The 19,749-nt window shown below is 60.5% G+C and carries 21 protein-coding genes; 11 read left to right on the forward strand and 10 right to left on the reverse strand.

The window, feature by feature from the left end:
- Window positions 1-112: 112 nt before the first annotated feature.
- From J1G35_RS07305 to J1G35_RS07320, 4 genes are all read right to left on the reverse strand, one after another.
- Window positions 113-757, reverse strand: coding sequence for a glutathione S-transferase N-terminal domain-containing protein (locus J1G35_RS07305; protein WP_223014284.1), 645 nt, complete (start codon window positions 755-757; stop codon window positions 113-115).
- Window positions 758-932: 175 nt separating this feature from the next.
- Window positions 933-1,133, reverse strand: coding sequence for an SEC-C metal-binding domain-containing protein (locus J1G35_RS07310; protein ID WP_003189235.1), 201 nt, complete (start codon window positions 1,131-1,133; stop codon window positions 933-935).
- Window positions 1,130-1,612, reverse strand: a complete 483-nt coding sequence (locus J1G35_RS07315; protein WP_053137165.1) for an LEA type 2 family protein — start codon at window positions 1,610-1,612, stop codon at window positions 1,130-1,132. The genes J1G35_RS07310 and J1G35_RS07315 overlap by 4 nt, the downstream gene beginning before the upstream one ends.
- Before the next feature lie 19 nt (window positions 1,613-1,631).
- Entirely contained in the window at window positions 1,632-2,102 is a 471-nt protein-coding gene (locus J1G35_RS07320; protein WP_053137162.1) for a YchJ family protein, read from the reverse strand.
- Between the two features lie 284 nt (window positions 2,103-2,386).
- Here J1G35_RS07320 and J1G35_RS07325 point away from each other — a divergent pair, with 284 nt between their 5' ends.
- Together J1G35_RS07325 and J1G35_RS07330 are read left to right on the forward strand one after the other, a co-directional pair.
- Window positions 2,387-2,683: a type II toxin-antitoxin system MqsR family toxin gene (locus tag J1G35_RS07325; RefSeq protein WP_053137159.1), complete on the forward strand. Its 297-nt coding sequence runs from the start codon at window positions 2,387-2,389 to the stop codon at window positions 2,681-2,683.
- Window positions 2,684-2,685: 2 nt separating this feature from the next.
- Window positions 2,686-3,087: a type II toxin-antitoxin system MqsA family antitoxin gene (locus tag J1G35_RS07330; RefSeq protein ID WP_053137156.1), complete on the forward strand. Its 402-nt coding sequence runs from the start codon at window positions 2,686-2,688 to the stop codon at window positions 3,085-3,087.
- 28 nt (window positions 3,088-3,115) lie between these two features.
- On the opposite strand, the gene J1G35_RS07335 is transcribed toward J1G35_RS07330, so the two are convergent.
- Window positions 3,116-3,613 (reverse strand): DUF6231 family protein, encoded by a 498-nt coding sequence (locus J1G35_RS07335; RefSeq protein WP_223014286.1) that lies wholly within the window; start codon window positions 3,611-3,613, stop codon window positions 3,116-3,118.
- A gap of 191 nt (window positions 3,614-3,804) precedes the next feature.
- On the opposite strand from J1G35_RS07335, the gene J1G35_RS07340 reads away from it, so the two are divergent.
- Together J1G35_RS07340 and J1G35_RS07345 are read left to right on the forward strand one after the other, a co-directional pair.
- On the forward strand, window positions 3,805-4,503 hold the full coding sequence (locus J1G35_RS07340) for an OmpA family protein (protein ID WP_053137153.1): 699 nt from the start codon (window positions 3,805-3,807) through the stop codon (window positions 4,501-4,503).
- 156 nt (window positions 4,504-4,659) lie between these two features.
- On the forward strand, window positions 4,660-5,418 hold the full coding sequence (locus J1G35_RS07345) for a hypothetical protein (RefSeq protein ID WP_053137150.1): 759 nt from the start codon (window positions 4,660-4,662) through the stop codon (window positions 5,416-5,418).
- Window positions 5,419-5,469: 51 nt separating this feature from the next.
- Here the strand turns inward: J1G35_RS07345 and J1G35_RS07350 are convergent, their stop codons facing one another.
- Window positions 5,470-5,934, reverse strand: a complete 465-nt coding sequence (locus J1G35_RS07350; protein WP_053137147.1) for a CopD family protein — start codon at window positions 5,932-5,934, stop codon at window positions 5,470-5,472.
- A gap of 98 nt (window positions 5,935-6,032) precedes the next feature.
- Here J1G35_RS07350 and dinG point away from each other — a divergent pair, with 98 nt between their 5' ends.
- From dinG to pdxH, 5 genes are all read left to right on the forward strand, one after another.
- Window positions 6,033-8,177, forward strand: coding sequence for an ATP-dependent DNA helicase DinG (dinG, locus tag J1G35_RS07355; RefSeq protein WP_027604440.1), 2,145 nt, complete (start codon window positions 6,033-6,035; stop codon window positions 8,175-8,177).
- A 98-nt stretch (window positions 8,178-8,275) separates the two neighbouring features.
- A complete protein-coding gene (locus J1G35_RS07360) occupies window positions 8,276-10,573 on the forward strand; it encodes a beta-galactosidase (protein ID WP_053137144.1) in 2,298 nt (765 codons plus the stop codon).
- Between the two features lie 82 nt (window positions 10,574-10,655).
- Window positions 10,656-11,801 carry a serine hydrolase domain-containing protein gene (locus J1G35_RS07365; RefSeq protein ID WP_223014288.1) on the forward strand — a complete coding sequence of 382 codons (1,146 nt, stop codon included), beginning with the start codon at window positions 10,656-10,658 and terminating at the stop codon, window positions 11,799-11,801.
- Between the two features lie 141 nt (window positions 11,802-11,942).
- The gene (locus J1G35_RS07370) at window positions 11,943-13,091 is read left to right on the forward strand and encodes an OmpA family protein (RefSeq protein ID WP_053137141.1); all 1,149 of its coding nucleotides are present in this window, start codon (window positions 11,943-11,945) and stop codon (window positions 13,089-13,091) included.
- Window positions 13,092-13,118: 27 nt separating this feature from the next.
- A complete protein-coding gene (gene pdxH, locus J1G35_RS07375; RefSeq protein ID WP_223014297.1) occupies window positions 13,119-13,766 on the forward strand; it encodes a pyridoxamine 5'-phosphate oxidase in 648 nt (215 codons plus the stop codon).
- A gap of 36 nt (window positions 13,767-13,802) precedes the next feature.
- Here pdxH and J1G35_RS07380 read toward each other — a convergent pair whose 3' ends face one another.
- Entirely contained in the window at window positions 13,803-14,063 is a 261-nt protein-coding gene (locus tag J1G35_RS07380) for a hypothetical protein (protein WP_053137135.1), read from the reverse strand.
- A 157-nt stretch (window positions 14,064-14,220) separates the two neighbouring features.
- Here J1G35_RS07380 and J1G35_RS07385 point away from each other — a divergent pair, with 157 nt between their 5' ends.
- Window positions 14,221-14,685: a glycine zipper 2TM domain-containing protein gene (locus J1G35_RS07385; RefSeq protein ID WP_003189251.1), complete on the forward strand. Its 465-nt coding sequence runs from the start codon at window positions 14,221-14,223 to the stop codon at window positions 14,683-14,685.
- A 77-nt stretch (window positions 14,686-14,762) separates the two neighbouring features.
- On the opposite strand, the gene nhaA is transcribed toward J1G35_RS07385, so the two are convergent.
- Window positions 14,763-15,938 (reverse strand): Na+/H+ antiporter NhaA, encoded by a 1,176-nt coding sequence (nhaA, locus tag J1G35_RS07390; protein WP_223014299.1) that lies wholly within the window; start codon window positions 15,936-15,938, stop codon window positions 14,763-14,765.
- Between the two features lie 216 nt (window positions 15,939-16,154).
- On the opposite strand from nhaA, the gene J1G35_RS07395 reads away from it, so the two are divergent.
- Window positions 16,155-17,249 carry a PLP-dependent cysteine synthase family protein gene (locus J1G35_RS07395; RefSeq protein ID WP_053137128.1) on the forward strand — a complete coding sequence of 365 codons (1,095 nt, stop codon included), beginning with the start codon at window positions 16,155-16,157 and terminating at the stop codon, window positions 17,247-17,249.
- A gap of 61 nt (window positions 17,250-17,310) precedes the next feature.
- Here J1G35_RS07395 and J1G35_RS07400 read toward each other — a convergent pair whose 3' ends face one another.
- On the reverse strand, window positions 17,311-18,924 hold the full coding sequence (locus J1G35_RS07400) for an NAD(P)/FAD-dependent oxidoreductase (protein ID WP_053137125.1): 1,614 nt from the start codon (window positions 18,922-18,924) through the stop codon (window positions 17,311-17,313).
- Window positions 18,925-19,030: 106 nt separating this feature from the next.
- The gene (locus J1G35_RS07405; RefSeq protein WP_053137122.1) at window positions 19,031-19,702 is read right to left on the reverse strand and encodes a hypothetical protein; all 672 of its coding nucleotides are present in this window, start codon (window positions 19,700-19,702) and stop codon (window positions 19,031-19,033) included.
- Window positions 19,703-19,749: the final 47 nt, after the last annotated feature.

Below are 19,749 nucleotides of genomic sequence, written 5' to 3' on the forward strand. Positions count from 1 at the left end.
AAAGGCGCTACGTTAGTGAGCGCGGTGAAACGACGCAAGCAGGAGTTTTGGCAAAACATTGGATCTTGAGTCTTATGCAGATCAAATGTGGGAGAGGCGGTGCGACTTCAGGTCAGGATTTAGGCGGATTGACCTTTTGGACTAATTCATACGCCCGAACCGTCGCTGGCCGTTCCTTGATGCTATTGAACCAGCGCTGAATGTGTGGGAAATCTTCCAGGCGCTGGCTCTGCCACTTGTGGGAAACGATCCACGGATAGATCGCCATATCGGCAATGCTGTAGTCCTCACCCGCGACGAACGCACGGTCCGCCAAACGTCGATCCAGCACCCCGTATAGACGGGCGGTTTCATCTACGTAGCGCTTGATCGCGTAGGGGATTTTCTCCGGTGCGAACTGGCTGAAATGATGGTTCTGACCCGCCATCGGCCCCAGCCCACCCATTTGCCAGAACAACCATTGCAGCGCTTCCTGGCGACCGCGCAGGTCTTTTGGAATGAACTGGCCGGTTTTTTCCGCGAGGTACAGCAGGATCGCGCCGGATTCAAACAGCGAGATCGGCGCGCCGCCGTCGCTCGGGTTCTGATCGACGATGGCCGGGATGCGATTGTTGGGAGCAATCTTCAGGAAGTCCGGCTTGAACTGATCGCCCTGGCCGATGTTGATCGGGTGCACGTTGTAGGGCAGACCGGCTTCTTCCAGGAAGAGCGATACTTTGTGACCGTTGGGAGTGGTCCAGTAATACAGGTCGATCATGAAGCTCTCCAAAAAAGTGGTGATGCTTGAGCGAATGCCTGTAGGTATAGGTAAAGGTGGGAGGGTGGAAATTCAATCAAACATTTACGTCTACCCTTAGACGCTTTCGGTTTGGAATGCGATGCAGCTGTGGAAGGGAGCGAACTCCCTCACACACGTGGGCCTTCAGCGCGATTTACGCCCCGTGGCACTTCTTGAATTTCTTCTCGCTGCCGCATGGGCAAGGATCATTGCGGCCGACGTCCTTCAACGCATTGCGCACGGGCTCCTGGTGAGCGTGGCCGCAGTTCGGGCCGTGGACATGGCCGTGGTCGTGATCATGGTGATCGTGATCGTGGTTGCAGTCAGGACCATGGACATGGGGTTGCTGAGTCATCGATGTCGCTCCGGAATAAAATCGCCGGGGATTATCTCGCCATTGTGGTTCACCTGCACGTCATAACCGATGAATAATCCGGTTTTCAGCTCACCTTCCAGGCGATACGGCACGGGCTGGTCGGGTTTTTTCAGCAGTTGCACCACATCGCGGATCTGCGGCCAGAGATTGGTGCGCACCGACACCTTGAAAAATGCATGGCCGCGTGGCGGGACGGTGAGCCATTCATCCGACTCGCCCTCGGTCAGCACAAAATCATCCAGGGTGACCTTGTAGATCAGGCCGCGCACGGTCAGGTCGGAGTCGTCGCGGTTATCCACGCGAAAGTACAGCTTGAATTTCTGCTCCAGCAGCTTGGCCCGCACCACTTCGACTTTCACCAGGGAGACGTGGGGCGGGGGCGAATCGTCTTCGAACCAGGAGGCGCATCCGGTCAGGCCAAAGATTAACGCCAGCATCAAGCTGTAGATCCGAAGCATGGCGTGAGTCCTGTGGTGGTTAGAGGTAGCTGGAACAACACTTCTTGAATTTCTGCCCACTGCCGCACAGGCACGCATCGTTGCGTCCGGCTTTTACTTCCACGGTGGGGTCGATGAAGTACCAGCGCCCTTCATTCTGTACGAAAGAAGACTGCTCGCGGTGGCTATGTTCGCCGGTACTGTCATGCCAGCGTGCGGTGAAGGTCACGAAGGCATGTTCCGGCTGGCCGCCGAACACCTCGGAACTTTCAACCTCCAGGCCCAGCCAGGTGCTTTGTGCGCTCCAGGCGCCGATGGCCTCACGGTCCAGGCCGGCCTGTTGCGCGGGCAACGTAGTGGCGACCAGATAGTCCACCAGGCCCAGCACATAAGCGCTGTAGCGTGAGCGCATCAGGGCGCTGGCGCAGGGGGCGGGGTGCCCGGCGTGATAATGGCCGCAGCAGGCATCCAGCAGGTTGCCACTGCCGCAGGGGCAAATGGATGTACTCATTGGGTTACCACCAATACACGTTCTGTTAGACGTAACAATAGCTAAGCCTTGGTATTACCACAGACGCAGCCGTTGACAGCTTATGACCTGATACTACAGAGGATCGCAGCGGAACTCGACGGCCAGCGGGTGCGAGGGACAGCCGAGCGAGCATTCATTCGTTGAGACACTTCCTGGCTGGCTGGCTGGCTCGCGCAGAGCCGCTTGAGGTTCCATTGGGTCTACCGCAAGAATCGGTGAATTAACCTACTTGCCAAATAAAAACCCATTAGGTTAATTTCTGCATGGAGAAAAACGCGCCTCACTGCAAGCTGACCAACGTCAAGGCCCTAGTCGAATCTGGGAAGGTACGCACCACGAATGCTGCACGAATCGGCGCCGATGCTCTTAACCTCAACCTCTCCGAGATGCTGGCCGTGATACTGGCTCTTAAACCAACGGACTTTTACAAAAGCATGACCACCTACGCCGACCACACGCTATGGCAAGACGTGTACCGGCCACACACGAAGGCGGGAAAGGTCTATCTGAAACTCACGGTTATCGAAGACGTACTGATCGTGTCCTTCAAGGAGCTATGAACATGAAATGCCCTGTTTGCGGCGCTGCGGACTTGGTCCATGACACCCGCGACATACCCTATTCCTACAAAGGTGAAACCACTGTGGTTGCGAATGTGACGGGTGAGTTCTGCCCGTCCTGCTCCGAATCGATCCTGGATTTGGTTGAATCGGATCGTGTCATGAAGGCGATGCGCGCCTTCTCAAAACGGGTCAATGCGGATTTCGTAGACCCCGGCTTTATCGCTACGGTACGTAAGAAGCTTTCGTTGGACCAACGGGAAGCCGCCGAGATATTCGGTGGCGGGGTCAACGCCTTTTCTCGCTATGAGAATGGAAAAACCAAGCCACCGCTGGCACTCATAAAACTTCTCAAGTTGCTCGATCGTCACCCTGAGTTACTTAATGAAGTCCGAACGGCGTAGGGCGCTTGGAATCGATGTACTCACCCGCTTACCACCAATACTTTCCAAAGTTTTCCGGGTTGGCCCAGAAACGGGCGTTGAGCCAGTCCGGCACCTGTTTATAGTCAAGCAGATCGTAGGTAAACAGTGTCAGGACCTGTTCGTCGCGCTGGAAACGCTCACCGGCCTGCAGGGCCAGGGAGAAGAAGTCGGTTTCCTTCCAGCCGCAGGCGCCCAGGTCCACCAGCACCGCAATGCGGCTGGCGTTGAGGTTGCGGATGCCGCCGAGCAAGGTCAGGCCTTGGGGTTTTGGCAGGTGCTCCAGGCAATCGACCACCAGCGCCAGGTCAAAACGCTGGGCCGCCAGTGCTTGCGGCAAGGGGCCTGGCGCAGCGTAGAACACCTGGGTGTCAGGGTGTGCGTCCTTAAAGGCGTCCAGCGCCGGGAACTGGCTGGCACCCAACAGCAACAGGCGTTTGGGCTGGTGCAGATCGAGCAAGGCGGCCAGCGCTTGCTGGGGTGTACGGGCAGAAATACCAGCGGTCATCAGAGATCCTCACATCAGGACCATAGAGACTAGCGCGGCTGAGCGTGCGGGCCTAGAGCGGGCGGCTGCGAAAAGTCCGACGTCGGCGGCGATCCTCAATGAATACGGGGGCGTAGCGTAGTGGCACAGTTGAAAAGAGCGGTCTTTACTCCACCCGTCGGCCCCCGCCGATCCCCTCAGGAGAAAGTCAGATGAGCATCATGCGGACAGCTCTACCCTTGGTTCTGCTAACCGGAGTATTGACAGGTTGCGCAGGCTTGCAAAAAACCGATTGGCCTACCTGCGCCGCTGTTGGCGGTGTGACCGGTGCGGCGATCGGTGCGACTGAAAGCTCAGCCTATGCGGGCTATGGCGCGCTGTTGATCGGCGGTATGGCCGGCGCCTATTGCTGGGTACATGGCGATGGCGACGAAGACGGTGATGGCGTGCCCGACAGCCGCGATAAGTGCCCGGGTACTCCGAAAGGCGTACAGGTCGACGCCAACGGTTGCCCACCGGCGCCGCCAGCCGCGGCGGTGGTTGAGGAGGTGGTTGTGGTCAAGGAAGAAACCATCGTGATTCGCGATGTGCACTTCCAGTTCGACTCAGCCAAGTTGACGGCGGCGGATAAAACCAAACTCGACACCATTGCCACGCGCCTGAAACGAGAGGCGCCGAGCGCCCAACTGCGGGTCAGCGGCCACACCGACAGCGTCGGTAAAGACGCCTACAACCAGAAACTCTCGGAAAAACGTGCGCATTCGGTCACCGATTACCTGATCAGCGCCGGCGTGCCTCGCAGTGCCTTTGTGTCTGTCACCGGTGCGGGCGAAAGCCATCCGGTCGCCGACAATAAGACCGCTGAAGGCCGCGCCTTGAACCGTCGTACGGAAATCCAGATCAACCGCTGACAGCCCTTGCCCCTGTGGGATCCACAGGGGCATTGCCGGCAATCCTCGCTTAAATCGCAGCCCTCTCAAGTTTTTTGAACCTTCACTGGCAAATCGCCTGTAGAAGTCGTTACTGTGCGTCCAAAGAAAAATTTGAAAACACTCAGGAGCCCCATGATGCGTAAGGTTTTTCTGTTGGCCCTGTTGGTCAGCCCCGTTGCCCTGGCCCAGAGCGTCAGTGTTGAAACCAACTCATTGATGCGCCTTCCCTCCAGCACCAGTGTGTTGCAACTGGAGCGCCTGGAGGTGGCGGACTACGGCACCTTGCTGATTCCGGCCACCATCAGCCAGGTCACCGTCGATGAGCTGCACCTGGGCCGCGACGCACGCATCACCGTGGTCCCTGGCAATACGGCGCTGCAATTGCAGGTGCGGCATGCGCAACTTGAGCATGGCAGCCAGATCACCTCGCGCGGTGCCCCCGGCACCCATGAAAAACCGGCCAAGGCCGGGCGTGACCTGACCTTGCGCATCAACTCGCTGACGGCTGAAGAACTGTCGGTGGATGCCCGTGGCGGCGCGGGTGCCCAAGGGTATGCCGGGCTGGATGGTGCCAATGGCGTGGATCCTGGGTGCACCTGGGGTTCGGCGGGGCGCGGTTTTAATGGCGATAACGGCGGCGATGGCTTGCCGGGTGGGGCGGGCGCGCAGGTCCGTGTGGAGTTGCCGAAGGACTTCCCGGCTGAACACATCAAGGTCTGGGTGGATGGCGGTGCTGGCGGTTTGGCCGGTACGGCCGGTAAACCGGGCAAAGGCGGGGAGTCCAAAGGCTGCCTGGTGTACCGCGCCGATGGTGGCGAGAAGGGCCGGCCAGGGTTGGAAGGGCAGCCGGGGCCAGCTGGGCCTGCGGGTACCGTGACTATTCAGCGACTCTAAAAAGCCGCAGTCACAAGCTGCAAGCTTCAAGCTTGCAGCTTGTGACTGTGCTCAGAACATCGGCCGAGCCGAAGCAATCGCCACCACCAGCAACCCCACGATCAGATTAATCCCTACCAACTTGCGAATCTGTCCCAGCGCAGCGGCACCCGCCGGCCAGTCCTCTGCTGCCACCGCCGCCTTCAGTTGCGGAAACTTCAACGCCTGGATACGGATAAACAGCGCCGTCATCACCAGATACAAGCCCATCATCACCTGCACATAACGCGGTGCGGTTTCAAACCCGTTGAAGCGCAGTTGCAGCAGGCCGACACCGCTGATCGGCAAAACCAGCACCGCTACCCAGACCCACACGAAAAAACGTTGAAACACATTTGCCCACAACTTGAGTCGGGCAGGGCCCTCAAGGGCCGCCACAGCGGCTGGGCGCAGGATCATCCAGGCGAAAAACATACCGCCGACCCAGATCAGTGCGGCCAATACATGCAGGGTGTAAGCGAGGCTAAACGCGGTCATTGTGGTACTCCGTTCTGCGCGGGATTAATTAGCGGGGTATGATAGCGGCCGAACCGAACCACTGAAAATTTATCCAGCGTTTTTGCGCCCGACTATCCATGATCAGCACTGAACTCAAAACCACGATCCAGGGCGCCTACACGCGTTTTCTCGAAGCCAAGAGCTTGAAACCGCGCTACGGCCAGCGCCTGATGATCGCCGAAGTGGCCAAGGTCCTCGGGGATATCGACACCGACGACGAAGGCCGCCGCGAAGGTGAGCCCGCCGTCGTGGCCGTCGAAGCCGGCACCGGTACCGGCAAGACCGTGGCCTACAGCCTGGCTGCGATCCCGACCGCCAAGGCTGCCGGCAAGCGCCTGGTGATCGCCACCGCCACTGTCGCCCTGCAGGAGCAGATCGTCTACAAAGACCTGCCCGATCTGATGCGCAACAGCGGCCTGAACTTCACCTTCGCCCTGGCCAAGGGTCGTGGCCGCTACATGTGCCTGTCCAAGCTCGATGTGCTGCTGCAGGAAGGCCATGCGCAAACCGCCACGGCGTCGCTGTTCGAAGAAGAAGGCTTCAAGATCGAGGTGGATGAGGTCAGCCAGAAGCTGTTCACCAGCATGATCGAGAAGCTGGCCGGCAATAAATGGGACGGCGACCGCGACAGCTGGCCCACCGCCCTCGAAGATGCCGACTGGGCACGCCTGACCACCGACCACAGCCAGTGCACTAACCGCCATTGCCCGAACTTCGGTCAGTGCGCCTTCTACAAGGCCCGCGAAGGCATGGGCAAGGTCGATGTGATCGTCACCAACCACGACATGGTCCTGGCCGATCTGGCCCTGGGCGGCGGCGCCGTGCTGCCGGACCCGCGTGACACCCTCTATGTATTCGACGAAGGCCACCACCTGCCCGACAAGGCTATCGGCCACTTCGCCCACTACACGCGCCTGCGCTCCACCGCCGACTGGCTGGAGACCACCGCGAAGAACCTCACCAAATTGCTCGCCCAGCACCCGCTGCCCGGCGATTTGGGCAAACTGATCGAACAGGTGCCGGAGCTGGCGCGGGAGATCAAGACCCAGCAACAGTTCATGTTCAGCGCCTGTGAACAGGTGGCCGACTTCAAGCCCGGCGAAGATGTGGAAGGCCGTGAGCGCCCGCGCCACCGCTTTGTCGGTGGGATGATCCCCGAGCATATGCGCGAGATGGGCATTGAGCTGAAGAAAGGCTTTTCCCGTCTCACCGACCTGTTCACCCGCCTGACCGACCTGCTCAAGGAAGGCATGGACGGCGAGGTCAACATTGGCATCGCCAGCAACCAGGCCGAGGAATGGTACCCGCTGTTCGGCAGCCTGTTGTCCCGTTCCCAGGGCAACTGGGAGCTGTGGACGGCGTTTACCGTCGAAGACCCGGAAGACAACCCGCCCATGGCCCGCTGGCTGACATTGTCGGAAAGCGGCGCGCTGTTTGATATCGAGGTCAACGCCAGCCCGATCCTTGCCGCCGAGATGCTCCGCCGCAACCTGTGGAACGTGGCGTATGGCTGCCTGGTGACCTCCGCCACGCTGACCGCTTTGGGCACCTTCGATCGCTTCCGCATGCGTGCTGGCCTGCCGAAAAAAGCCGTGACCGCCGTGGTCCCGAGCCCATTCCACCACGCTGATGCCGGTGTGCTGCGGGTGCCCGACCTCAAGGCCGATCCTCGGGACGCTCCGGCCCATACTGCCGCGATCATTCGTGACTTGCCCTCCCTGGTGGAAGGTTCGCGCGGCACCCTGGTGCTGTTCTCGTCACGCAAACAGATGCAGGACGTGTTCGACGGCCTCGACCGCGACTGGCGCAAGCAGGTGTTTATCCAGGGCAACCTGTCCAAGCAGGAAACCCTGAACAAGCACAAGGCGCGGGTCGATGGCGGGGATTCCAGCGTGCTGTTCGGCCTGGCGAGTTTTGCCGAAGGCGTCGACTTGCCCGGGGCCTACTGCGAACACGTGGTGATCGCCAAGATCCCGTTCTCGGTGCCGGATGACCCGGTCGAGGCCGCATTGGCCGAATGGATCGAAGCGCGGGGCGGTAATCCGTTCATGGAAATCTCGGTGCCGGATGCTTCGTTGAAGCTGGTGCAGGCCTGCGGTCGCTTGCTGCGTACCGAGGAAGACCGGGGCACCATCACCTTGCTCGACCGCCGCCTGGTTACCCAGCGTTATGGCAAGGCGATCCTGAATGCGTTGCCGCCGTTTCGGCGCGAAATTTCTTAGGCCACCGTGGGCGAATTCGCCCACCCCGTGGTCTATTTCACTGCTATCGATGTATGTCATCAGGCCATTCACCGGCCGTTTGGGAGAACCTTGTTCGTATGATTCGCACGCTGCCCGCCCTTTTTGCCCTGCTGTTCACTGCGCCCTTGATGGCCGCACCCGCGGGGCAACAGACATTGTTCAACTTTGTGCGGCCTGCCGATGTGGTCAAGGTGGTGACCCAGGACGCCAGCCTGCCGCAATACAACGCCGAACAAACCCCCGAAGGCGAGGTGTTGCGTCGTATCACCTTCAACCCGGCCGCCGAGCCGAGCCTGGTGCTCAGCCCGCAGACCGGCGCCTGGGACTGGTCGCAGTCCGGTGCCATGAGCCTGCGCATCCAAAGTGCCATGGACTGGGCGCTGACCCTCTACGTCAAGGTGCAGAGCAGCGATGGCAAGACCCTGGTCAGCCGCATCGACCTGCCGGCCGGCCCGGCCCAGACCTTGCTGATCCCGCTGCAAGCCAACTCGCCATTGAGCCAGGGCATGAAGGCCGGCCCGCCGATGCCGATCACCGTGGACGGCCAGCGTGTGTTGCTGGCCAGCAGCGCTGGCGAGATCGACCGTAGCCAGGTGGTCTCGGTGACCTTGTCGATGATCAAGCCCAACGCCGCGCAAAGCATCCTGCTGGAGCGCTTTGGTGTGCAGGACAGTGAGCCGGTATTGAAGGCCGCCTACAGTGAACTGGTGGATACGTATGGCCAATCCACCCGTGCCCGCTGGCCGGAAAAGGTCAGCAGTGACGAACAGCTCAAGACTGCCGCCGCAAAGGAGCAAACCCAACTGCAGGGCTGGCTGGCCGCGCGTGATAAATCTGCATTGGACAAGTTCGGCGGCTGGAACAAAGGGCCGGCGTTCAAGGCCAGTGGCTTTTTCCGCACCGAAAAGCGCGACGGTCGCTGGTACCTGGTGACCCCGGAAGGCCATCCGTTCTATTCCCTGGGCGTCAACACCGTTGCCCCGGACAACAGCCAGACCTATGTGGCCGGACGTGAGTGGATGTTTGCGGCGCTGCCAAAGGCCGGCGAACCCTTCGACAAATACTACGGCAGCAGCGATAACCGTACCGGCAACGGCGCAGGTGAAGGTCGCAGTTTTGGTGCCGGGCGTTGGTATGATTTTTACGCGGCCAACCTGCAGCGCACTTATGGCGGCGAAGGGTTTGATCAGAAACGTTGGGTAACCCATACCCTTGATCGCCTGCAAGCCTGGGGCTTCAACACCGTCGGCAACTGGAGTGACGAGGATTTGGCCGCGGCCGACCGCGTGCCGTACACCTTGCCGCTGTCGATCGTCGGCGACTACGCCAGCATCAGCACCGGCATCGACTGGTGGGGCGGCATGCCCGACCCATTCGATCCGCGCTTCGCCATGGCGACCGAGCGCGCGGTCGCCATTGCCGCCCGCGACCATCGCGATGACCCGTGGTTGATCGGCTTCTTTGCCGATAACGAACTGGCCTGGGCCGGCCCCGGCGATGATCCAAAATCCCGCTACGCCCTGGCCTACGGCACGTTGCGCATGACCACCGATGTACCGGCCAAGCGCGCGTTCCTCAAGCAATTGCGTGACAAGTACCGCAACGAGCAAGGCCTGTCGAAAGCCTGGGGCATTGACTTGGCGGGCTGGGAGTTGATGGAAGATCCGGGCTTCGAGCCGCCGATTCCCAACCCTGAGCATCCGGAAATCGAAGCTGACTTCAAGTACTTCCAGAAGACCTTCGCCGATGCCTACTTCAAGACCATCTCCGACTCACTGAAATGGCACGCACCCAACCAACTGCTGCTGGGTGGGCGTTATGCGGTGAGTACGCCGGAAGCCGTGGCGTCGTGTGCGCAGTATTGCGATGTGCTGAGCTTCAACATGTACACGCTCAAGCCCCAGGACGGCTACGACTTTGCCGCACTGCGCGCACTGGACAAACCGGTGTTGATCACTGAATTCAACTTCGGCTCTGCGGACCGTGGCCCGTTCTGGGGGGGCGTGACCCCGTTGGCCAGGGAAGAAGATCGTGGCGCGGCATACGCCAACTTCCTCAAGCAAGCCATGAGCGAGCCGTCAATTGTCGGCGTGCATTGGTTTCAGTACCTGGACCAACCGGTGACCGGGCGTTTGCTGGACGGTGAAAACGGCCACTTCGGCCTGGTAGGCATCACCGACGTACCGTTCCAGGGTTTTGTCGACAGTGTGCGTAAAAGCAACCTGGCGGCGGTGGATCAACTGGGCAAGGAAGCGGAAAAGGCCAGGGCAGCCAGCACCGTTGGTGAAAGCGAAGTCGGCAAGCCTGGGCATGATGGCAAAGGCCCGGAGCAGGGCGCTGGACACGCCGGTGGGCATTCGGGAAATGGTCATTGATTCATCGTTGACGGGTTCACAAAACCGACAATGACTGGAACAATGTCGGCCACTTTTTACGGTGTTTTTCGAGGGGGCTGAGGTGCAGGTTCAGGGTCATTACGAGCTCCAGTTCGAAGCGGTGCGTGAAGCGTTCGCCGCGTTGTTCGATGACCCGCAGGAGCGTGGCGCCGGGCTCTGCATCCAGATCGGCGGCGAAACCGTCGTCGACCTGTGGGTCGGCACTGCCGACAAGGACGGCGCCGAAGCCTGGCACAGCGACACCATCGTTAATCTGTTTTCCTGCACCAAGACCTTTACCGCCGTCACGGCCCTGCAACTGGTGGCCGAAGGCAAGTTGCAGTTGGACGCCCCAGTGGCCAAGTACTGGCCTGAGTTCGCCGCAGCCGGCAAGGAAAGCATCACCCTGCGCCAGTTGCTGTGCCACCAGGCCGGATTGCCGGCGATCCGCGAAATGCTGCCCGCCGAAGCCCTGTATGACTGGCAACTGATGGTCGACACCCTTGCGGCCGAAGCCCCGTGGTGGACCCCCGGCCAGGGCCATGGCTACGAGGCGATCACCTACGGTTGGCTGATCGGCGAATTGCTGCGCCGTGCCGATGGACGTGGGCCGGGTGAGTCCATCGTGGCGCGGGTAGCGCGGCCGCTGGGGCTGGACTTCCATGTGGGCCTGGCAGATGAAGAGTTTTATCGTGTTGCACATATAGCTCGTAGCAAAGGCAATATGGGCGATGAAGCCGCACAACGTTTACTGCAAGTTATGATGCGTGAACCCACTGCCATGACCACGCGGGCATTTGCCAATCCACCGTCTATTCTCACCAGTACTAACAAACCTGAATGGCGGCGCATGCAGCAGCCAGCGGCAAATGGTCACGGTAATGCGCGCAGCCTGGCCGGGTTTTATAGTGGTTTGTTGGACGGTAGTTTGCTGGAAGCCGACATGCTCGAACAATTGACCCGGGAACACAGTATCGGGCCGGATAAAACATTATTGACCCAAACCCGCTTCGGCCTGGGCTGCATGTTGGATCAACCACACTTGCCCAATGCCACATTTGGGCTTGGCCCGCGTGCTTTCGGGCACCCTGGCGCCGGCGGTTCGGTGGGTTTTGCCGATCCTGAGCATGATGTAGCGTTTGGTTTCGTGACTAATACATTGGGACCTTATGTACTAATGGACCCACGTGCACAGAAGTTGGTCGGAATATTGGCCGGTTGTCTGTAAACCCCTTGCTGTTTCACATTTTTTTGTTACAAAGGCAACTATAAGAAGGCGCTGAACGAAATTTGTAACTTTAAAGTTCTGTAAGCGTCTGTTTAACGGGTCATCCAGACCCCCGTTTCTTTCTCATTTTGTGGATATCTCATGTTATCGAACAAGTCCTTGGCACTGGCGCTGTGCCTCACTATTACTGGCTGCGCACAAACTCCACAAAATGATGCCGAAGGCGGGCATTGGTGGTCATTTGGATCTGATAAGGCTGTTACCAAGGACGCAGTGACCCAAACCGACGCCAAGCCGGATGCCAAGCCAGCTGCCGGCGCCAAGCCTGCCGCTCCGGTAGCCGCTGCCGCCGCGCCAGCGCCGGCCGCCAAGGCTGACACCGGCTCCAGCTGGTGGCCGTTCTCCTCCAAGAGCGCCGACGAAAAGGCTGCTGATGCCAAGGCTGACCTGAAAGCCGACCTCAAGGCTGCAGAGCCTGCCCCTGCGGTCGCCAAGACCGACACCGAGACCCACTGGTGGTGGCCGTTCGAAAGCAAACCTAAGCCATTGGCCAAGGTCGACGTGACCAATGTGCCGATGCCTGACCCGAAAATCACCCAGGCCTGGTTGGACGACTATGAGCCGCGCCTGCGCGCCGCCATCAAGGACAGCAACCTGCAACTGGAACGTCGCGACAACGTGCTCGTCGTGATTGCCCCGGTCGACGGCTCCTACAACCCGAAACGCCCGGCGATGCTGCTGCCGGTTACCCTGGGTCCGTTCACTCGCGTTGCCAAGGCGGTTGAAGCCGATCCAAAAACCGCCGTGCTGGTGCTGGGTCACGTGGATGCCACCGGTACCGCGCCTGCCAGCCAGGCGTTGACCAAAGAACGCGCGCAGTCCATTGCCTCGATCTTCAGCCTCAGCGGCTTGAAGCAGGACCGCCTGATGCTGCGTGGCATGGGTGACCTGATGCCGCGTGCCGCCAACGACAGCACACAGGGCCGTGCCTTGAACCGTCGTATGGAAATCATGTTCACCCAGCGCACTACCATGCTGGCGCTGTTGAGCAAGTATCAATCGGGCAAGACCCCACCTGCAGCCGAAATGGTTGCGGTGCAGAACGTTCCAGCTCCGGCCCCGGCCGCCAAGGCCCCGGCTAAAAAGGCACCCGCCGCTAAAAAAGCGGCTGCCAAGCCAGCGGCTAAAAAAGCCCCGGCCAAGCCAGCTGCCAAGAAACCGGCCCCGGCCAAAGCCAAGGCGGCTACACCGGCTGCGACACCTGCTGCGAACGACCAGGCGAAAAACTGATCCGCTGAACCAGAAGGATAAAGCCGCATGACCCAGGCACTGGCCGATATGCGCCGTGACTACACTCGGGACGGTTTGAGCGAGGCCCAGGCCCCGAACGAGCCGTTTGTGTTGTTCCACCAGTGGTTTGCCGATGCGGTGAAGACCGAGCAACCGCCGGTGGAAGCCAATGCCATGACCTTGGCTACGGTCGACCAGGACGGTCGCCCGCACTGCCGTATCCTGCTGCTCAAAGGCCTGGATGCGCAGGGCTTTACCTTCTTCACCAACTATCAGAGCGCCAAGGGCGAGCAGCTCGCGGCGCGGCCGTTTGCGGCCATGACTTTCTTCTGGCCGACCCTGGAGCGCCAGGTGCGCATCGAGGGGCGGGTGGTCAAGGTCACCCCGGAAGAGTCGGATGCTTACTATCAGGTCCGTCCTTTGGGAAGTCGCCTGGGTGCCTGGGCGTCTCCGCAGAGCAAGGTCATTCGTGACCGTGAAGAACTGCAAGATCTGCTCAAGGCCACCGAACAGCGTTTCAGCGATACCCAGCCTGACTGTCCCGAGCATTGGGGCGGCTATCGCCTGCTCCCCGAGCGCATCGAGTTCTGGCAAGGCCGCGCCAGCCGCCTGCACGATCGCCTGAACTACCGTCTGCAAGGGACCGACTGGGTCCGCGAGCGCCTGGCGCCCTGAGCAGCACCTTTCGTCACCTCACTTGAATGATGCCTGTCACGCTGAAGTCTCTGTTGAAGAGGCTTCAGGCGTGTACTGCTGTGCGGCGTCCTTTAACCAGTTGGCCAAATCGCCCCGCTTGATCTTCAAGGCGCGGGCCCTCTCCAACTGCTGCAGCATGAAGGTCCGTTTGAGTGGGTCATCACCCGCCATGGAGAGCGCCAGATCGCGGTCGCCCCAGCGTCTGATGCGCAGGTAAAGCCAGGCATGGAAGTACAGGCCGGCGAGGGTGGTGACTACAATAATGAAATAATCCATGAAGTTCCTGAAGACAAGAAGAGTGCTACCGTTCGTCGATTTTCCTGGTGCGGGCTGTCTGTACTAGGGCTGAATGAAAGCAATTTTCTGCCCGGCTTGCCGTGACAGGCGTCAAGCTGCAGCGTTTAATGAATACCTGTCCTTTGGAGTTGATGCTATGCGTAAGTCTGTTTTACTGGTTGCCTGCTTTACCACCCTGTCGCTTCTGCTGGGCGGCTGCGCTTCGAGTCTGACCGGCGACTCGTACTCCCGTGACGAAGCGCGTCGCGTGCAGACCGTTCGCATGGGTACCATCGAATCCCTGCGTCCGGTGAAAATCGAAGGCACCAAGACCCCAATCGGCGGCGCTGCTGGCGCAGTCATCGGTGGTGTTGGCGGCAGCGCCATCGGCGGTGGTCGTGGCAGTATCGTGACTGCGGTGATCGGCGCCGTTGCCGGCGGCCTGCTGGGCTCGGCCACCGAAGAAGGCCTGACCCGCACCCAAGGCGTGGAAATCACCGTTCGCGAAGACGACGGCAGCATGCGCGCCTACGTACAAGCCGTGCAGGAAAATGAAATCTTCCGCATCGGTGATCGCGTACGCATCATGACGGTTGATGGCACCAGCCGCGTTACTCGCTGACCGGTAAGCCGCAGGCAAAAGAAAAACCCCAACCGGGTGACCGGTTGGGGTTTTTTATGGGCTGCGTTTCAGTCGGCTCAGGCTTTTTTGCGACTCGCCATCGCCGTCACCACATACCCGATACATGCCGCAAGTATCGACCCGGTCAGAATCCCCATTCGATCCTCCCCGGCAAACTCACTGGCACCCGGCACAAACGCCAGGGAGCCGACAAACAGGCTCATGGTGAAGCCGATGCCGCACAGGATCGCCACGCCGAAAACCTGGCCCCAATTGGCGCCGCTGGGCAGTGCGGCAAGGCCGGTCTTGATGGCGAGCCAGGTGAGACCGAACACGCCGACGGTCTTGCCGATCAGCAAGCCTGCGGCAATGCCCAGGGGCACATGGTGGGTGAAACTTTCCATGCTGACCCCGGTGAGTGACACACCGGCGTTGGCAAAGGCGAACAGCGGCAGAATGCCGTAGGCCACCCATTGGTGCAGGGCGTGTTCCAGCGTGAGCAGCGGCGAGGGTTCGGCGTTTTTGGTGCGCATTGGAATGCAGAACGCCAGGGTCACGCCGGCCAGGGTGGCGTGCACGCCGCTCTTGAGGACGCACACCCACAGGATCAGGCCGATGATCAGGTACGGCCCGAGCTTGATCACGCCCAGGCGGTTCATTGCAATCAAGGCAATCAAACAGGCACCCGCGCCAGCCAGGGCTGCACCGGACAGATCGGCGGAATAGAACACTGCGATAACAATGATCGCGCCAAGGTCGTCGATGATGGCCAGGGTCATCAGGAACAGTTTCAACGACACGGGAACGCGCTTGCCCAGCAGTGCCAGGACGCCCAATGCGAAGGCGATGTCGGTGGCCATCGGGATTGCCCAGCCAGAGAGTGCGGCGGGGTAGTCCTTGTTGATCGCCCAGTAGATCAGCGCCGGCACCACCATACCGCCGATGGCGGCTGCGCCGGGCAGGACGACTTGCGAAGGCTTGGACAGGTGGCCGTCAAGCAGCTCGCGCTTGACCTCCAGGCCGATCAGCAGAAAGAACAGGGCCATCAGGCCATCGTTGATCCACAGCAGCGCGGGCTTGGCGATTTGCAGCGCGCCAATCTGGGCCACCACCGGCACGTCAAGGAACGCGCCGTACAGGTGCGACAACGGAGAGTTATTGATGATCAGCGCCAAGGCGGCAGCGGCGATCAACAACAGTCCGCTGGCGGCTTCCAGCTGGAAGAAACGGGTGAAAGTGCTACGCAGAGGCAAGGGATGCTCTCCAATCCAGGTTCAATAGGTGGGTACCCTAACCCGTACCGTTAGTTGTTAAAACAAAAGTTATATTCTTATTTGTTATAAGAGAAGCGGTACGGTGGCATTGCGCCAAAGCCTAGCAATTATGTGTCCAATTGAGTCTTCACTGTATCTGTGTGCAGTGTAGGAAACATCCTAAGATTGGCGCTGAAATCCTAAGAGATCCTCCTCATGAGTGACCACCGTCCCTGGGCCCGCGAAGCCATTCGCATCATTGAAGCGGACTTCCAGCGCAGCGCTGACACGCATCTGATCCCCTTACCGCTGCCGGGCCTGCCGGGTATCGAGTTGTACTTCAAGGATGAATCCAGCCACCCCACCGGCAGCCTGAAACATCGGCTGGCGCGTTCGCTGTTCTTGTATGCGCTGTGCAATGGCTGGCTCAAGCCGGGCGCGCCGGTGATTGAAGCATCCAGTGGGTCGACGGCAATTTCCGAAGCGTACTTTGCCCGGCTGCTCGGGGTGCCGTTCATTGCGGTGATGCCTGCCACGACGTCCCAGGAAAAGATCGCACAGATTGCGTTCTATGGCGGCAAGAGCCATCTGGTACAGGATCCGACGCAGATCTACGCCGAATCCGAACGTCTGGCGCAGGAAAGCGGCGGTCATTTCATGGATCAGTTCACCTATGCCGAGCGTGCCACCGACTGGCGGGCAAACAACAACATCGCCGAATCAATCTTCCAGCAGATGCGTTTCGAACAGCACCCGGAGCCGAGCTGGTTGATCTCCAGCCCCGGCACTGGCGGTACCACCGCCACGCTGGGCCGTTATGTGCGTTATCGCCAGCACTGCACCCGTGTGTTGTGTGCCGATGCCGAGCGCTCGGTATTTTTTGACTTTTACCAGAGTGGCGACGCCAGCCTGCGCCTGGACTGCGGTTCGCGCATCGAAGGCATTGGCCGGCCTCGGGTCGAGGCGTCGTTTCTGCCCAACGTGATCGATGCGATGGTCAAAGTGCCGGATGCGCTGTCGCTGGCGGCCATGCATTACCTGGCTGAGCGCTTGGGTCGGCGAGTCGGCGGTTCCAGCGGGACCAACCTGATTGGCGCTTTAGTGGCGGCGCAGCAGATGAAAGCGGCGGGGGAGTCGGGTTCGATCGTGGCGATCTTGTGCGATGGGGGCGAGCGGTATGCCACCACCTATTACGATCAGGCGTGGTTGGCGGGGCAGGGCTATGCGCTGGAGGGTTTGATCGCGGCCGTTGCAGCCAGTGTGGAGCAGGGCGAGCCATTACCAGCCAACATCCTGCGCGCTAATATTTGATACAACGCAAAACCAAATGAGGGAGGGGCTTGCCCCCTCCCACATTTAATTTGCGCTGTTCTCAGGCTTCGATGCCGAGCATATCCCGCGCCAACGCCTCGGCGATCCGGATCCCGTCAACACCTGCCGACAGAATCCCGCCCGCATAGCCAGCGCCTTCACCGGCCGGGAACAGGCCTTTCACGTTCAGGCTCTGCATCGATTCGTCGCGGGTAATCCGCAGCGGCGACGAAGTGCGCGTCTCGATACCGGTCAACACGGCATCGTGCAGCGAGTAGCCCTTGATCTGCTTCTCGAACGCCGGCAGTGCTTCGCGGATCGCTTCGATGGCGAAGTCCGGCAAGGCCAGGGCCAGGTCACCCAGGGCCACCCCTGGCTTGTAGGACGGTTCCACACTGCCGATCGCCGTGGACGGCTTACCGGCGATAAAGTCGCCGACCAACTGTGCCGGGGCTTCGTAGTTGCTGCCGCCGAGGATGTAGGCGTGGGACTCCAGGCGCTCCTGCAGCTCGATACCCGCCAGCGGGCCGCCTGGGTAATCCACTTCCGGCGTGATGCCGACCACGATGCCGGAGTTGGCATTGCGCTCGTTACGCGAGTACTGGCTCATGCCGTTGGTCACCACGCGGTTCGGCTCGGAGGTCGCTGCCACTACGGTGCCGCCCGGGCACATGCAGAAGCTGTAGACCGAACGACCGTTCTTGGCGTGGTGCACCAGCTTGTAGTCGGCGGCGCCCAGCTTTGGGTGCCCGGCATATTTGCCCAGGCGCGCGGCGTCGATCAGCGATTGCGGGTGTTCGATCCGGAAACCCACCGAGAACGGCTTGGCTTCCATGTACACGCCACGGCCGTGGAGCATGCGGAAGGTGTCGCGGGCGCTGTGGCCGAGGGCCAGGATCACATGCTTGGAGAGGATCTGCTCACCACCGTCGATGACGACGCCATTCAACTGGCCGTCTTCGATCAGCACGTCGGTCACCCGTTGCTCGAAACGCACTTCACCGCCGAGCGCGATGATCTGCTCGCGCATGTTTTCCACCACGCCGGTCAGGCGGAAGGTGCCAATGTGCGGCTTGCTGACGTAGAGGATTTCTTCCGGCGCGCCGGCCTTGACGAACTCGTGCAGGACTTTGCGACCGTGGAATTTGGGGTCCTTGATCTGGCTGTAGAGTTTGCCATCGGAGAAGGTTCCGGCGCCGCCCTCACCGAATTGCACGTTGGACTCAGGGTTGAGCACGCTTTTGCGCCACAGGCCCCAGGTGTCCTTGGTGCGCTGGCGCACTTCCTTGCCGCGTTCGAGGATGATCGGCTTGAAGCCCATCTGCGCCAGCAGCAGCCCGGCGAAGATGCCGCACGGGCCAAAACCGACGACGACCGGCCGCTCGACCAAGCCTGCCGGGGCCTGGCCCACTACCTTGTAGCTGACGTCCGGCGCCGGGTTGACGTTGCGGTCATCGGCGAACTTGAGCAGCAGGGCGGCTTCACCCTTTACGTTCAGGTCGATGGTGTAGATGAAGCACAGCTCCGACGATTTCTTGCGCGCGTCGTAGCTGCGTTTGAACAGGGTGAAATCGAGCAGGTCATCACTGGCGATGCCCAGGCGCTGCACGATGGCAGGCCGCAGGTCTTCTTCGGGATGGTCGATGGGCAGCTTGAGTTCGGTGATTCGTAACATGACGGGATCCGGTAGGCGGCGGACAAAAAGGCCGGCTGTTTTGCAAACCGGCGATTATAAGCCTCAAAGGCGGTTTTCCGTCATGTTAAAACGGCGCAGTGCTGAATCAGTCGTCTCGGGAACCACCAAACGCCGCGCAACCGCGCTGCACTTGGCCGTTGACGCGCAATTCGGCGGTCATGTGCTGCAGGCTGCCGCTGACGCTGTCGATACAGCGTTGTGGCGCTACCCACAGTTCGATGTGCTGGTTGTTGGCTTCGGTCATCAGGTTGAAGCGACCCTCACCGATTTGCTCTTCGACATAAGGCACCGCCAGTGGCGGCTGACCTTCACGCTCAAGCACCATGCCCTTGGCGGTGACATTCATGGCCCAGGCCGGCTTGTGGCCGTTGGCCCGCAGGGTCATGCGCTTGAAGTCCGGGTCGGCACAGGCAGAGGTCGAGCGCTCTACGCGGTAGAGTTGTTGCAGGTCGACGCTGCCTTGGGTGCCGCTGGCCACGCCCGAGAACTTGCCGCGCAAGTCGGCAAACAACGCACCTTGCTGGCCGGCCAGGGCAGCTGCTTCCTGCAGGATGCTGGTGCCGCTGGTGTCGTTGACGACATAGTTGCGTTTATCGTCGCACGGCTGGAACAGCAGCTTGCCACCTACTGCCGTGAGTTCGCCCTGCATGCGGGTCAGCCCGGCGGTAGACGGCTTGGTCGGCTCGTTTTCGAACATCTGGCAAGCGGCGAACAAAGGAAGTAAGGCAAACAGAGCGAGGGTACGGGCGGCACGCATTATCGGGTCTCCAGACAAGTGCCGCCACGTTACGCAGGCTGGCGTTG

It is taken from the genome of Pseudomonas sp. SH10-3B (assembly GCF_019891415.1).
Lineage (GTDB): Bacteria > Pseudomonadota > Gammaproteobacteria > Pseudomonadales > Pseudomonadaceae > Aquipseudomonas.

What these genes read in the sequence shown, in the direction of transcription:
- J1G35_RS07305 (WP_223014284.1), bottom strand. Translation starts at nt 757, where the DNA reads ATGATCGACCTGTATTACTGGACCACTCCCAACGGTCACAAAGTATCG.
- J1G35_RS07310 (WP_003189235.1), bottom strand. Translation starts at nt 1,133, where the DNA reads ATGACTCAGCAACCCCATGTCCATGGTCCTGACTGCAACCACGATCAC.
- J1G35_RS07315 (WP_053137165.1), bottom strand. Translation starts at nt 1,612, where the DNA reads ATGCTTCGGATCTACAGCTTGATGCTGGCGTTAATCTTTGGCCTGACC.
- J1G35_RS07320 (WP_053137162.1), bottom strand. Translation starts at nt 2,102, where the DNA reads ATGAGTACATCCATTTGCCCCTGCGGCAGTGGCAACCTGCTGGATGCC.
- J1G35_RS07325 (WP_053137159.1), top strand. Translation starts at nt 2,387, where the DNA reads ATGGAGAAAAACGCGCCTCACTGCAAGCTGACCAACGTCAAGGCCCTA.
- J1G35_RS07330 (WP_053137156.1), top strand. Translation starts at nt 2,686, where the DNA reads ATGAAATGCCCTGTTTGCGGCGCTGCGGACTTGGTCCATGACACCCGC.
- J1G35_RS07335 (WP_223014286.1), bottom strand. Translation starts at nt 3,613, where the DNA reads ATGACCGCTGGTATTTCTGCCCGTACACCCCAGCAAGCGCTGGCCGCC.
- J1G35_RS07340 (WP_053137153.1), top strand. Translation starts at nt 3,805, where the DNA reads ATGAGCATCATGCGGACAGCTCTACCCTTGGTTCTGCTAACCGGAGTA.
- J1G35_RS07345 (WP_053137150.1), top strand. Translation starts at nt 4,660, where the DNA reads ATGCGTAAGGTTTTTCTGTTGGCCCTGTTGGTCAGCCCCGTTGCCCTG.
- J1G35_RS07350 (WP_053137147.1), bottom strand. Translation starts at nt 5,934, where the DNA reads ATGACCGCGTTTAGCCTCGCTTACACCCTGCATGTATTGGCCGCACTG.
- dinG (WP_027604440.1), top strand. Translation starts at nt 6,033, where the DNA reads ATGATCAGCACTGAACTCAAAACCACGATCCAGGGCGCCTACACGCGT.
- J1G35_RS07360 (WP_053137144.1), top strand. Translation starts at nt 8,276, where the DNA reads ATGATTCGCACGCTGCCCGCCCTTTTTGCCCTGCTGTTCACTGCGCCC.
- J1G35_RS07370 (WP_053137141.1), top strand. Translation starts at nt 11,943, where the DNA reads ATGTTATCGAACAAGTCCTTGGCACTGGCGCTGTGCCTCACTATTACT.
- pdxH (WP_223014297.1), top strand. Translation starts at nt 13,119, where the DNA reads ATGACCCAGGCACTGGCCGATATGCGCCGTGACTACACTCGGGACGGT.
- J1G35_RS07380 (WP_053137135.1), bottom strand. Translation starts at nt 14,063, where the DNA reads ATGGATTATTTCATTATTGTAGTCACCACCCTCGCCGGCCTGTACTTC.
- J1G35_RS07385 (WP_003189251.1), top strand. Translation starts at nt 14,221, where the DNA reads ATGCGTAAGTCTGTTTTACTGGTTGCCTGCTTTACCACCCTGTCGCTT.
- J1G35_RS07395 (WP_053137128.1), top strand. Translation starts at nt 16,155, where the DNA reads ATGAGTGACCACCGTCCCTGGGCCCGCGAAGCCATTCGCATCATTGAA.
- J1G35_RS07400 (WP_053137125.1), bottom strand. Translation starts at nt 18,924, where the DNA reads ATGTTACGAATCACCGAACTCAAGCTGCCCATCGACCATCCCGAAGAA.
- J1G35_RS07405 (WP_053137122.1), bottom strand. Translation starts at nt 19,702, where the DNA reads ATGCGTGCCGCCCGTACCCTCGCTCTGTTTGCCTTACTTCCTTTGTTC.